Annotated in this window: 10 protein-coding genes; 1 reads left to right on the top strand and 9 read right to left on the bottom strand. The window is 34.0% G+C overall.

The window, feature by feature from the left end:
* Positions 1 to 26 precede the first annotated feature (26 nt).
* Entirely contained in the window at positions 27 to 710 is a 684-nt protein-coding gene (locus FNOD_RS09940; RefSeq protein ID WP_011994830.1) for a ComEA family DNA-binding protein, read from the top strand.
* Here the strand turns inward: FNOD_RS09940 and FNOD_RS08855 are convergent.
* The 9 genes from FNOD_RS08855 to FNOD_RS08895 all read right to left on the bottom strand — a co-directional run bounded on the left by FNOD_RS08855 (position 704) and on the right by FNOD_RS08895 (position 14,216).
* Positions 704 to 2,119 carry an HD domain-containing phosphohydrolase gene (locus FNOD_RS08855; protein ID WP_011994831.1) on the bottom strand — a complete coding sequence of 472 codons (1,416 nt, stop codon included), beginning with the start codon at positions 2,117 to 2,119 and terminating at the stop codon, positions 704 to 706. The genes FNOD_RS09940 and FNOD_RS08855 overlap by 7 nt on opposite strands.
* Before the next feature lie 33 nt (positions 2,120 to 2,152).
* Positions 2,153 to 3,487 (bottom strand): sensor histidine kinase, encoded by a 1,335-nt coding sequence (locus tag FNOD_RS08860; protein ID WP_011994832.1) that lies wholly within the window; start codon positions 3,485 to 3,487, stop codon positions 2,153 to 2,155.
* Between the two features lie 32 nt (positions 3,488 to 3,519).
* Positions 3,520 to 4,971 carry a substrate-binding periplasmic protein gene (locus tag FNOD_RS08865; RefSeq protein ID WP_011994833.1) on the bottom strand — a complete coding sequence of 484 codons (1,452 nt, stop codon included), beginning with the start codon at positions 4,969 to 4,971 and terminating at the stop codon, positions 3,520 to 3,522.
* Positions 4,972 to 5,000: 29 nt separating this feature from the next.
* Positions 5,001 to 5,570: a VanZ family protein gene (locus FNOD_RS08870; protein ID WP_011994834.1), complete on the bottom strand. Its 570-nt coding sequence runs from the start codon at positions 5,568 to 5,570 to the stop codon at positions 5,001 to 5,003.
* 177 nt (positions 5,571 to 5,747) lie between these two features.
* Positions 5,748 to 7,064: a TldD/PmbA family protein gene (locus tag FNOD_RS08875; RefSeq protein ID WP_041257252.1), complete on the bottom strand. Its 1,317-nt coding sequence runs from the start codon at positions 7,062 to 7,064 to the stop codon at positions 5,748 to 5,750.
* A gap of 5 nt (positions 7,065 to 7,069) precedes the next feature.
* Positions 7,070 to 8,467 (bottom strand): TldD/PmbA family protein, encoded by a 1,398-nt coding sequence (locus tag FNOD_RS08880; RefSeq protein WP_011994836.1) that lies wholly within the window; start codon positions 8,465 to 8,467, stop codon positions 7,070 to 7,072.
* A 117-nt stretch (positions 8,468 to 8,584) separates the two neighbouring features.
* A complete protein-coding gene (mutL, locus tag FNOD_RS08885; RefSeq protein WP_011994837.1) occupies positions 8,585 to 10,351 on the bottom strand; it encodes a DNA mismatch repair endonuclease MutL in 1,767 nt (588 codons plus the stop codon).
* A 106-nt stretch (positions 10,352 to 10,457) separates the two neighbouring features.
* On the bottom strand, positions 10,458 to 11,657 hold the full coding sequence (locus FNOD_RS08890; RefSeq protein ID WP_011994838.1) for a hypothetical protein: 1,200 nt from the start codon (positions 11,655 to 11,657) through the stop codon (positions 10,458 to 10,460).
* Positions 11,658 to 11,672: 15 nt separating this feature from the next.
* Entirely contained in the window at positions 11,673 to 14,216 is a 2,544-nt protein-coding gene (locus tag FNOD_RS08895) for a hypothetical protein (RefSeq protein WP_011994839.1), read from the bottom strand.
* Positions 14,217 to 14,222: the final 6 nt, after the last annotated feature.

Consider the following 14,222-nt stretch of genomic DNA (forward strand, 5'->3'; position numbering starts at 1 on the left):
ACAGAATCTATGGGGAGGATTTTTTAGTGGACTTTCTCAGGGGGATTTGGGAGAAAGTAAGAAGTATAAAAGATGAAAAAAGTTTCTTTATTTTGTTTGCATTGTTGATAGTTATCTTGAGTATATTTTATAGACCTTTTTATTATTCCAAAGTTTTGGCTCAGAAAGAACAACAAGTCAACACTTCTGTTAAAGAAGCGAATTTTCAAAAAAGAGAATACGCTTCACCAATTATTGATTTGAACACAGCCAGTGTTGAACAATTGCAGACACTTCCTGGAATAGGTCCTTCTAAAGCAAGAGCTATAGTTGAATATAGGGAAAAGCAACCGTTTTCTAAGCCGGAAGATTTAATGAACGTATCGGGGATTGGTCCGAAGACATTCGAAAAAATAAAAGATAGGATAACTGTTAGCACGGTTAATACGGTTAATATGGCAAACAACACGCCAAGTACAACTCAAAGCACAACTCAAAATAATCAAAGCCAAAATGGCAACAAAAATATTTCACCAGAAAAGATTAATATAAACACAGCTAATTTAGAAGAATTACAAAAATTGCCTGGGATAGGTCCTTCCAAAGCCCAGGCAATTATTGATTATAGGGAAAAGGTTGGAAAGTTCAAATCGATTGAGGAGATTAAAAATGTAAAAGGCATTGGTGAAAAAACGTATGAGAAATTGAAGGAGTTAATAACTATTTATTGAAAATACATTTTTCTTATTTCCTCGTACGAATCAAAGAACACCTTCGCAACTTTTGGATCAAATTTCTTCCCAACATTTTCTTTTATGTACTTAATCACTTCTTCTTCCTTCCAAGCAGGTCTGTAAACCCTATCTGACAACAACGCGTCAAAGACATCTATCAAACTCACTATCCTTGCTTCCAAAGGAATTTCTTCGCCTTTTAAGCTATTTGGATATCCACTACCATCCCAATTTTCATGATGGTTTAACGCAACCGTACTTGCGAGTTGAAAAATTGGGTGATCGATTGTGGAAAGGATTCTATAACCAATTAACGTGTGTGTTTTCATAATTTCGAATTCTTCTTTTGACAATTGCCCAGGCTTGTTAAGTATACTATCTGGAATACCTATCTTTCCAACATCATGGAGCATAGCCGCTATTTCAAACATACTCGCGACTTCATCGTTGTAACCAAAAAACGGAATCAACATCTTTGCTATCTTACCTATGCGTTGTACGTGTTCTCCAGTCTCAGACGACCTCGTCTCTGTAACTTCTGATATAATGTATACAATTTTATAAAGTGTGTCTATAAGGTCTTGAGTTAACAAATGGTTTTCCATAACAAGAACAAACTTTTCGAAGAACATTTCTATTAGATTTTTATATATTTCATCGAATGGCTTTGAGAATTCAATAGATATTTTTATGTATTCGTCTATTTTGGTTCTAAATTTTAAATTCAAACTTTTTTCAGAGCTCCAAGTAAGATGAGAGTTTCGATTTAATTCTTTTTCGTTGTTTGATAAAAGTTCATATGATATACTAAAGTTATTGTTTAATATCAACGAAACATTATCCACGGCTTCGTTTAGTACGTCTATATACTCTTGTTCAGCTAATTGGTTAGAAAAGCGAGATGTGTAGAAATTTAACCTTTCAAGTAATTTTTTCTGTGTTTCGAGAAAGGTTATGTATTTATATTCTCTAAGCTTAGAGACAATCAATGTGAAAAGAGCGTTGCTTGAAAGCTCAGATTTTTCACGATAGTCATTTATATCATACCTTAATATTATCTCTCTTGGTGGAGCGTAACCTGGTTGACCGGTTCTTATTACTAGCCGCATTTTCTTATTATCAAGTTCTTCCCTTATGAACTGAACCAACGTTAACCCAGAATTATCGCTTTCCATGACAACGTCTATCAAAGCAACGGCTATATCTTCGACATTTTTCAAAATCTCCATTGCCTCAGAAGCAGAGTAAGCGCTGTATATTTTTACAGGGCGTGACTCAAAAATTATATCTTTGGCTATCAGAGACGTGACTGCGTGGATATCAGGTTCATCGTCTACAACAAGTATTTTCCAAGGCTCATTGTATATCTTTTGCTCAGCCTTTTTCTTTAAAAATTCCAACGCCAAGATTTATTCACCCCCTGTTAAAAATTCAGATTTTCAAATTTCACAGGGTACCAAAATCTTAAATGTTGTTCCCTTGCCTTCCTCACTTTCCAATGTTATTTCTCCTCTTAGTAACTCTGTCACAAGCTGATAAACGATACTTAAACCTAATCCACTACCTGAGAATGTGTCAGTTGTATAGAAAGGCTCAAACGCGCGTCTTTTTGTTTCTTCGTTCATACCTTTTCCATTGTCAGAGAAAATCATTAAAACCTTGCTATTAATTTTTTCGAACTTTACAACTATCTCTCCAGGATTATCGTATTCAAAACCGTGTATGATGGAATTATCGATTAAGTTCATCAATATCTGTGCCCATGCACCAGGAACGGTTTTCATTTCTAAATCGTCTGGCACATCTACTTTTATAGATATTTTTGTTTTTCTCAATTTCGGATGCATAGCGTTCAGTACATCGTTAACAACATCTTTAATTTTTACGGTAGAAACAGTTTGGGTAAGCTCATTCACAGCTACTCTCTTCAGACTTTGAACAAGGTCTCTTATTCTTTGTGCATTTCTTATCATAATATCAACCAAGTCGTTGCAAGTATTCAAGCATTCTCTTAATTCTTCTTCTGTTAATTCTTCGCTGGCTAACTTTTCGGTAATATTTTTAATCCTATCTTTGATATCCGTTAAGGAAGAATATATTATTCCTATTGGAGTATTAACATCGTGGGCGATGTTTATCATCAATTTGCCAAGTACTGCCATTTTCTCCGAGTTTATAACTCTCTGTTGTGTTTCCTCAAGTTCGGATAAAGTTACCTCAAGTTCCGAATTCGCTTCATTTAGTTCAGAAATAAGATTCTTGAGTTTTTCACTTTTTTCAATATTTTTCAAAAGCAAGAAGATTACAAAATAAAGCGCCACAAATATCATAGATATGATGAAAAGTAATTTTGCAGGTTCAATATCCGAATATTCAAAAACAACTTTTCCAGCAAGGAATCCTTTGTAATCCATCAAATATTCTTTAAATTTTGTGCGAAGGCCGAATATCGAATGGATCATTGTTATACTCTCAGATTTTGATATTTTTCCAAGAACTTCGCATTTATCATCGTAAACCGTAATTGATATTATGTCTTTTTTCTTTATCATAGGGGTCATAGTCATCTCAACAAGATTTTTATTCAAAGTCCAAGAAGGATATGTAAGTGCTTCGGTGAAAGTTTCGAAAACATTGTAAAGCTCCTTTTTCCAAGATTCGATGTAAGAAAAGGTTATGAATAAAAATGATACTATTAATACAGCAGCGGATAAAGAATTTAAAATATAAAATTTCTTTTTATTAGAATTGGTATTTATTTTTGTTTCTTTCACAATTCCAACCTCCTGAAATTAGAAAATGAAAATTAAAATTGTAAATCCTTCAACGTCAAACCATATTTCTTAAGTATGTTTTCATAGTCCGAGGATTTTTTAAATTTTTGGAGTTCAGGTGTGAATATTTCGCTTAAGTATGTACCATGGAAATTCTTTGAAAAAGCTACGTAATAAATCATCTTCTCACTGAAAATTTTTGAATATTCAACATCGTTTTCTATGCCAAGGTCTTTTGCTATTGACTTGCCGACCAAAAGATTGCATACGAACAGATCTATTCTACCATTTTTTAAAAGCTCAAACCCCGTAACATCATCTATTACTGGTTCTTTTTTGAATTTGGCATTCCAAAACCAATCACCGTAGGCATACCCAATGGAGTATCCACAAATGATATTGCTAGGTATGTTTTCCAATGAAGAAATATCTATATTTTTGTTTTTCATTTTGAAGAGCACATCGTAACCAGTACTGAGTGGTTCGTCAGGAAATACAAGGTAAGTTTTTCTTTCATCGTTAATTCTCAGCGACATTATACCATCGTAGGCTGAATTTTTCATCGCGTCCAAGCATCTTTCCCAAGGGAGTGTCCGGAAAACTACTTTGTAACCTAATTTTTCAAAAACCTTTGTAACGGTATCAACATCGAATCCTTTCCAAATTTTTTCTTTTTCATCGTACCATTCGTACGGTTTCCAATCAACTGTTAGTATTTCGACAACATTTCCCGGTAAGACATAATCTTGCAATTTGTACTTATTTATCAAAGATGCTATTGTACCTTTTTTGTGAAAGCTTTTAATAGCTTCTTCTATTTTTTGAGATACGTAATTGTTAACTTTTTTGCTGAGTACAACGTAATGATAGTACTTTTCGTCCACCAAATTTAGCTTCTCATATTTATTTGGATTTTGGCTTAAGATATATCCAAGCACGATAGAAGAGTAAAATAAAGCATCTATTTTATTTTCATCCAATGCTTTTAATGCTTCATTTATATTTTTAAACGCTGTTATTTGAGACTTGTTGAATATATTTGGCAGACTTTTAGAAGTGACAGTATCTCCTATGACCCCTATTCTTGTTAATGAGCTAAAGTGAATAACATTCGAACTTCTCTTTTTAAGGATAAACATTTCTCTTAATCCATACAGTGGCGTTTTTACATACTGCACTTTATCTTTTCTATCTTCGGAATATGCAGCTCCGATGAAGATATCTATCTCATTTTTTTCAAGTGCGTTAAATATCTCGCTTATAGTTAAAGGATTTTTAGATTTATATTCGATTTTTATATTTTCCTTTGAAAGTTCACTATTTAAAGCTTTAATTATATCATTGCACAAACCACTTAAGTCATCTCCCAATTTGAAATACTTTGGGATTGCATCTTGTGGATATGTGTATAAAACTATGCCGAATATCGAATATGTACCAAAGATTAGAAGAAATAAAAACAGTATACTCATTTTTACTTTCATTTTTCCACGCCCTTTTTAATATGACGTTTTTATTTAAACTGTTTATGAGGTTTTTTAAGAAGAAAAATATTAAAGACTTTATAGGTTCCTATTGAAACAATTACAAGAATCATTCCAAAGATTGAGCCTGATATGTCTATGACAACATCGTTTAGCGAAGACCCTCGGTTATAAAACAACTGGTTGTATTCATCGAGTACCGCGAAAAGTGCTGGTAGAGAAACTCCAATAATCGATGAGACTATAATGTCTGATTTCCAAATATAAAAGAATATCGTCGTGATACTACCAAATATAAAATACAAGCCAAAATGCGCAGTCTTCCTTATGAGCATTTCAGCAGGTACATATTCAGTTTTAAACCAAATCATCTTTAGTTTTCTTTCCATTTTTTGAAATAGCGTTGTATTTGAGAAATCAATTACGTTATCGACTTTTTTTAAAAGTTTGTAAACAAAATGCGATTGCATCGAAGACTCTGTCGGTGATTTGGAAGAAAAATAAAAAATCAAAAATATCCAAAGCAAAAATATTACTCCAAAAATAATTATCACAGATAACCTTTCTTGACTTTTACCTGACTTACGGTTCTTTTCCATACCTCTCTCCTTTGTTTATTAAAAATTATCTCTAAAATATTAGACAATTTTTTATTTAATTTCGATTAGTATTTTTTAATAAAATTATATCACTTTATATTTAAAAAAGCAAAAAAGCGGGCATTCGGAATGTGCCCGCTTTCTGGTATGTTTCTTTGTTTAAATCTATATTTGAATTTATGCATTTCCAGCTATATCAAGTTCACTTATTAGAACAGATGGTACAATCATTCCATTCATACCGATAAAGCCCCTCAAATCGTTTCCAACTTCTTCAATTTTGTGCATTATTTCAAGGAAGTTACCAGAAATTGTTACCTGTTCAACTCCATGAACAATCTTACCGTTTTCTACTTTTAGTCCTTTCGCACCTAAGGAGAAATTACCTGATATTGGATTTGCGCCAGAGTGCATACCTTCAACTTCGATGATTACTATTCCATTATCAAGGGTTTCAAGAAGCTCTTCAAAATTCTTTTCTCCAGGCTCTACGTAAAGATTTATAGGTGCTATACTTGTCCCATATGCGTTTCCCGTTGGCTCAACGTTATCTTTTTTGGCTGTTTTTAGATTATGGAGGAATGTCTTAAACACTCCATTTTCAATAATAACTTTTTCTTTTGTGGGTACACCTTGTGAGTCGAATGGCGTGGCGACAATACTCAGTTCATGTACTGGTAAGTCTTTTACTGTAAACTTTTCGGAAGCGATTTTTTCGCCAATTTTACCTTTGAGTGGTGACAAGTTTTTATGCGCATTATCAGCATTTATCATAGACACAAGCATGCCTAAAATGTCGGAAAATACGTCGTTTCTTAGTATAACTCTGTACTTTCCACTCTTTACCGATTTCGAACCGATTAAAGTGATTGCTTCATCTTTTGCTCTCTCGCCAACGTGCGTGGGATTTATTTCTTCTGGTTTTTTACCAATAGCAAATTCAAAAGCGGATCTTGGTGATACATCTTTTGCCACTGCCATTGCGTACATAAAACCTCCACCACTGACGAATGAAACATCAAGTCCAAGGGTGTTTACTATCTTTGATTCGCTCATTTGGTCTCCGTATACGGCCATATCGTTTATAATTCTTTCGTCTTCTCTAACTTTTCTGTGAGCTATCTCAACGTAATTCAATCTTTCTTTCACGGAGAGAGTTTCAAAAGCCCCATTGTAAGGTTCAATGTTTGGGTACGTTCCTTTCCCATCGTAAAAGTATTCTATATCTTCTGTGTCTACAATCGAAATATTTTCGTATGCGTCTATAAAAACTTTTTCTGGATTATCGAGTGTTTCCGTGTAAGACATGCCGATTTTCCCATCTTTAAGGACTTGAACGTTTATCCTAAACTTCCCTGCGTCTGTATATTGGTCCATCTCACCGTTTTGATATCTCACTTGGAAATTTCTTGATTTTGAATAACTAATCTGTACTTCTACACCTTTTTCCTTTGCAAGAACAAATATTTTTTCTTTGAATTCTTCAAAATTTATTGGTCTCATTTATTTCGCCCCCCAACAATTATTTCACTTACCTTTATCGTTGGTTGACCAACGTCTGCCGGTATTGAACCACTGTAAGAACCGCACATACCTTGTCCTCTCGCAACGTCGTTACCAACCATTTCTATCTTTTGAATAATTTCGTACCCTTTTCCTATGAGTGTTGCGCCTTTAACTGGCTTAGTTATTTTTCCTTTTTCAATTAAGTATCCCTCGTTCACCGCAAAATTAAATTCACCAGTCGCTGGATTGACGGAACCGCCTCCCATGGTCTTTGCATACAAACCGTAATCGACAGATGCTATGATTTCTTCGGGATGATAATCTCCAGGAAGAATAAATGTATTACTCATTCTTGATGTTGGCGCGAATGTGTAATCTTGTCTTCTTCCACTACCTGTTGAAGGCATTCCCATTCTTCTCGAGCCCAATTTATCTATCATATATCCTTTCAATATACCTTTTTCGATTAAAACAATTCTCTGCGTAGGTGTTCCTTCGTCATCTACATTTGCGCTTCCCCAAGCGTTTGGTATTGTTGCATCGTCAACAGCGCTCACGCACTCTGCTGCGACCTGCTGACCTAATTTACCAGCGAAGACAGACATACCACGCGCGACGGAACTTGCTTCAAGAGCGTGTCCGACAGCCTCATGGAAAATAACCCCGCCAAATTCGTTGGATATTACAACTGTCATTTTACCAGCTGGCGCTGCTTCCGCATCAACCATTCTTGCAGCTATCCTCGCCGCTCTAATTCCGGCTTGCTCAACATCGATCTTATCTAAAAATTCAAATCCCATCGCCGCGCCTGGCCCATAGAAACCAGATTCCATCTGCCCATCTTTCATCGCGACAGCATTAATCATGAGCCTTGTTCTAACACGATTATCAGTTACGTAAACACCTTCAGAATTTGCGATTAAAACATTTTGATTGTAATCCCAGTAATTCACAACAACTTGTGCGATTAGAGAAGAATAATTCTTTGCAGCTTCGTAAGCACGTTTCATATAAGCAACTTTTATATCTTTTCTGACTTCTTCAGGTTTGAGTAGTATAAAGTGTTTGTTGTTTAATTCTTTCTTTCTTAAATCAAAACTTGTTCCAGATAGTTTTACCTCTCCTAAAGCTTCACCGACTCTCTTCGCAACAGATAAAACACTTTCTTCTGACAAATCGTTGGTGTAAGCGTATATTGCCTTATCGCCTAAAAATCCCCTAATACCTATTCCAAACATTCTTCCAGTTTGCGCGTTTTCAACCTTACCATTCTTAAGTGAAATATTTGTTGAGAACCTATCCTCAACAAACACTTCGGCGAAATCTCCGCCATACTTTAGTACAGTTCCTAAAATTTCCTCAACAAATACCTTATCAAACCTATCAAGCACCTTTATCCCTCCCTTGTGAACAGAAAAGCGTGTAATATAATTCGTTATACGAACAATTTTACACCTTTGAATTATACAAAGTCAATAGTGATATTTTATAAAAATAACCAAAAATAACTAAATTCTTTCAAAAAAACTATCAAGCTGTGAGAATGATAATTTCATCATTATTGGTCTTCCATGGGGACAAGTTAGTAGATTTTTACTTTTTATTTCTTTTATTATTTGCTGTACTTCATCGTGAGAGAGTTTATCTCCGGTTTTTACAGCGGATTTACAAGCTTTGGAAGCAAGAACATACGTTAAGCCTTTCGGCTTTTCGAAAGGAATTCTGTATTCCTCTAAGACTTCAAGAAAAACATTTGAGGCGTCTGTAACCTTTAAAATTGATGGAATCTGTTTTATTACAACCTCGCCACTTCCATCTTCTAACGTTTTTATTTCAAAGTCAAAACCGTATTTTTTGAATTCATCTGTCAATTGTTGCGATAATTGCAAAAAGCTTTTTCCGAGTTTTATGTGTAATGGTATAAGTAATTGTACGGTTTCAAATTTATTTTCTTTGAGTTGTTCATATATTATTCGCTCATGGGCTGCGTGGAAATCGATGATAACCAATCCATCTAAATCCTCAAAGACAATGTACCTATCCTTAAGTACGATAAATTCTTTTGGGAGCGATTTTTCATTTAATTGTGGGAGTAATAAATTTTGAGATATTGAAGATAATGGTTCATATGGTCTGTATGTTTGAGGAGTTTCTTTTTGGTACAAATTTTTAAATTGATTTGGATACCATTCAGAATCTGTGTGTTGGTAATTTTCAGCCTTTAAATTTTGATTTGAAATTTCACTTGAATATTTTTCTTCTTCCTCTGAATTTTTTGATATAGACATCTGAAAAAAGCTGAATTTTCTCAAAGTTGTTCTAATAGTTCTCGCTATCTCGTTATACACATTTTGAGGGTCGGAGAATTTTACCTGGAGTTTTTGAGGGTGTATATTAACATCTATTTTATCTGGTAGAAAGTCCAAGAAAATCACACCATACGGATGTTCACCTTGTGCTAAAGCTTCACCATATCCCCGCTCAAATGAAAGATTAAGTAAGTTATCTATTACGAAGCGTTTGTTGACAAAAAAAATCTGCCCAGAACGGTTTCTTCTTGTGTATTGTGGTGAAGAGATTATACCTGAAATCTGCATTATCTCACTTTGAAGTGGTTCAATTAAGCTGAATTCCTTTACTTCCGGAAATATAATGGAAAACCTATCTTCCAAACTTCCTTTTGACGCATTGTAAACTATTTCATCTTCTATCTTAAAAACAAAACTTACACTTGGTTGTACCAACATAAATTTCTCAACAATTTCGGTTACCATTCGAGTCTCAACTTTTTCAGAAGAGAGAAATTTTCTCCTCGCTGGGATATTGAAAAACAAGTCGTAAACCTCAACAGTTGTACCTCTTTCTCTGTGAGTTTCCGTAATTTTTATAATTTTTCCGCCGATTACCTCCAACCTGTGTGCGTTATTTCCATCTGAAGATGTGATAATTAAGCGGGATACTTCGGCAATTGATGAAAGAGCTTCACCACGAAAACCGTAAGAATGTATATTATATATGTCTTCTAAGGCAGATATCTTACTTGTTGTAAATCTATCAATAGCGATAAGCATATCATCTCTTGACATGCCTATACCATTATCTGAAACCTTTATATATGACTTTCCACCATTTCTAATTTGCACTTCTATGCTTGTTGCGTTCGCATCTAAACTATTTTCAACAAGTTCCTTTACAACGGAAGCTGGATTAATAACAACCTCTCCAGCGGCGATTTTTGAAACAACTTCCTGAGGGAGTTTTTTAATAACCGACAAAATACCACCTCCTGTTTTTTCTATTATATCACTAAAAAAAGGCATCCTGCTTTTAAGCAGGATGCCTTCTATGGAATTATTTAAAACAAGAAGTTAGAAACAAAGATTACAGTCCACCTGAAAAAGTGAATGCGATACCAATTCCCGGCGTAGTTTGACCAATAGGAATAAATTGGTCAGTTGTTGCTGTTAGTTTCAAATCTGCATTTGCAAAGAACAAATTAAAACCAAAACCAATCGTGTGAGCGTATCCTGCTGGATTCATTCCAAGCATGTAGTATAGCTTTAAAAGTCCAAGATTGAATCCCGCGTAACCTTTTGCCATCCAATTCCCATCAAGCCAATAGCTACCTGCAACGCCCCACATTAATGGGTTTTGCCCTTTGAAATAGCCGGTTATTTGTATTGGTGGTATAACATTGACAGGCTCGGTCAAATAAGATAATGGAGAATTATAAATATTGTAAGTTGCATCGAGTGTCAAATTTGTACCTTCTGCTGTGTAATTTACTTTTCCATCGGATCTAATAGCTATAACATATGTTGCTTTTGCGGGTGATATTGTTATATTTCTGACTGCAATTCCAAAATTATCAGTTCCAAAGCCGAGTTCCAAAGATATACCCGAATTTTGGAAATTGAATATCTCGTTTTCAATATTATTAAGATTATAACTGCTCAAAATACGTGCTTGAGCTTGGATATTTAGTTCGGCGTAAGACGGTGATGCTGAAGAGGTGTAATATGCATAAGCATATGTAGAATTTTGGTCAGAAAAAACTATTGGTGAATAAAGATTTACACCGACGTAGAATTTTTCGAAAACTATTGAATTTCCAAGGTTCATAGTAATATTTGTCTTAAGGAAATTTGTTATAGTTGACTCATTTGTTTCACCTATGTTCGTTTCACCGAATAGAATGTTTGAAACAGTTTTTGGAATTGATAAACTTAAATTACCATCTATTCTTAAGTATGGAACAAACCTAAAACCAAACAAATTTAAATGAGCGTAAGTACCAGCATTTGCGTTAAAAAACGCTTTTAAACCATTATTTATAGCTGATTTCATTGTTTCAGTGTTGATTATTAATTCCTCTTCGTTCAATAAAGCATTTAAATTATCCATTGTCAAAAAATTTTGAGATAGTTCAATATCAGCAAATGCTCCAACTTTAAGTAAAGCAGTCATATCTTCTTTTACAAGTACGACATTTCCGTAAGAGCTGAATGGTTGAATAATCATTGAAAAAGACAAAACAGATATTAAAGAAAGAACTATGATTGTCAAAATTTTATTTTTCATATCTTATCACCTCACTTAATTTGACTTCAAACTAACGCTGGTTGCAACTTCAAGTTCAACTGCCAGGTATGGCGCTATACTCAAAACTCCATTGTAATTCAAAGATACAGTTTCACCTTCTGGAACTATTATCTCCCAAGGTGTGGAAGATGTAGCTAGTGCTTGCAACTTTTCTTTTGGAATATCTATAACTGTATTTCTGTTATCACCCGGTTTAAGTTCTACGGATACTATTGGTTCATTGTTTTGATCTTTACCTAAATATAGTTTCCCTACAATTCCAGTAGTATTATTGAAGCTACCAAACTTTAATTTAACAGATTTTATTATATCTTTTAATCTGCCAAGTTCTGACAAATTAACATTTTCGCTCTTAATTTTGACATCTTTTGTTGCGGTTATCTTTAAAGGAATATCCATATCTAATGAAAACACTATTTCGCTGTCATTACTCAATTCACCGCCTCCTGTGTTCATTTCAACACTCAAACTTAAAATTTGCTCATTTTTTATAATGTTCTTTAAAATATAGCTTATATTTTTTTGCTCACCTTTTTTTAAATGCACAGGATTTCCTAATATTGTTATTGTTACTTGAGGATTTATTGTGGAATTAATAACATTAAATGATACAGTAGCGTTTGGTGTAATATCAAAATCCTTTAAGAACGCAAAATCACCTGTGAATAGGTTGGAAAAATCATATAAATTATTAAAAGTCTGTGTAAATGTAGTGCTTTTTAGATTTATTTTAGATATCTCAAATTGTTTTATTTCAGGTGTAATTGAAAGACTTATACCGTCTTTTAATGGAACGTTTGTAACGGTTATAGGTGTTGATAATGTAGGTATTATTTTCAAGTAGAATTGATTGAATGTAGTAAAATCGATATTTTTATTTAAAGCCTTAAGGGATATGGTTCCACTACCACTGAGTGTGTGTTCGCCTTCACCTTCCGTAAGGAAATTCGATTCAATATTCATTTTGACTTCTGATGTGATATTTGAAACATTGTAATTCAAATTAGCGATTAGATTAATTACAGCACTATTGGCAAGGTCTTTAACAAAATCTGGAATGTCTTGAGTAATTTCAATTGGATTCAGCGCGTTTGGTGGGTTAATTGACGCCGAGTGAATATAAGCATCATCGGAAATAGTTGAGCTGTAACTTACAGTATTTGCACTTACATCGCCAGTTATTAAAATGTTGACATTCGCTGGTAGGTTTAAATCTTCGAGATTTACTAATATTTTAGAATTTTCTAATGAAACCGGTTTACCTCCAAATGTTTCAGAAACAGCTGTTGGTGTCAAACCATTAAACGATAAGCTAACAATTCCTGCACCAAATTCAATAGAGTCCACATTTGGTATTGTTACAGTTAGTTCCAATGGAAAGTCCTTCACAGCTGTAACGTTAACCAATGGTGTGACTTTTATTTTTGGATTTTGTGTTCTAAAATCAAAGTTTACTATTCCCGTAAGTGTTATAGTTCCTTCAATGTTTATTCCATCGCTCAATTTGAAATAGTTTGTGCCAGGAAGGTTTATCGATGCTGTTTTTCCGGTTCCATTGCCACTTCCGATTTCTGTTCCTCCGGATTTCAATTTGATATTTTGAGATATCGTTTCACTTATATTGGCGACTATCTCTTCATTAATGGTTCCGGAGAGTTTAATTTGGTAATCTTGTGGGAATGTAAAGAGTGTTTCGTTTATGTTTATCTCTATTTTTTCTGAATCAAGCTTGCTTGTGTCAAAATCTTTCGCATAATTTACCAAGGGATCTACAAATTTGAAGGTTACTTGTGCTATACCGCTTGTGCTTGAATTGAACCTGAGTTGTAGATTTGAAGATTTTTTAACTAACAAGTTAGACACTGATATTTCTTGATTATTGCTAAGAGCAACAGTTCTACCGTCTAATACCATTGAGATGTTAGATGCTGTTATGTTGGAAATTTTTACGTAAATTTTCACATTCTTTAAATTCGCCTCGGTGAAATTGAAAAGACTTTGAAGTGTGGTTACAGGAATTTCGAACGAGTTTGTACCACTTGATACAGGAATGTTTTCATCGTTTAAAAATGTTATACTATTGATATAAATTTCCGTAGCTGATTGGGGTATTTCTAATTCACTTTGGGATAACGTCGGCAATGGGATTGTTCCAGAGAGCATATTTGCGAAACTTGAAGTGTCGATTGTTATGTTGAAATTCTCAGATAATTTTGCAAGTTCATCTTTAAGCTTATTTTCTAAATCTTTCAATAACGTTTTTGGTGAATACTCTACTTGTGTTGCCAAGCTTAACTCAAGCGGATCCGTTTTTTCAAGTGTCAAAGAACCAGAGATGTTGTTTTCAAGTGGTGATATAAAATCTTTGATTTTTAAGTTGTAAGTTGTTATAGGAAATTCCAAATATTTCGTGTATTTAACATTCACCTTTTCAGGCGCTTTTTGCGGAATTCTTAACCCACAAGAAAAAATGAGTGAAAGTGTTAGAATGAGTATTAGAACCCATAATATCTTCTTAATTTTTTTAATACCTTTCATACTACT

Origin of the sequence: Fervidobacterium nodosum Rt17-B1 (assembly GCF_000017545.1) — a bacterium.
In the GTDB taxonomy this organism is placed as follows: domain Bacteria; phylum Thermotogota; class Thermotogae; order Thermotogales; family Fervidobacteriaceae; genus Fervidobacterium; species Fervidobacterium nodosum.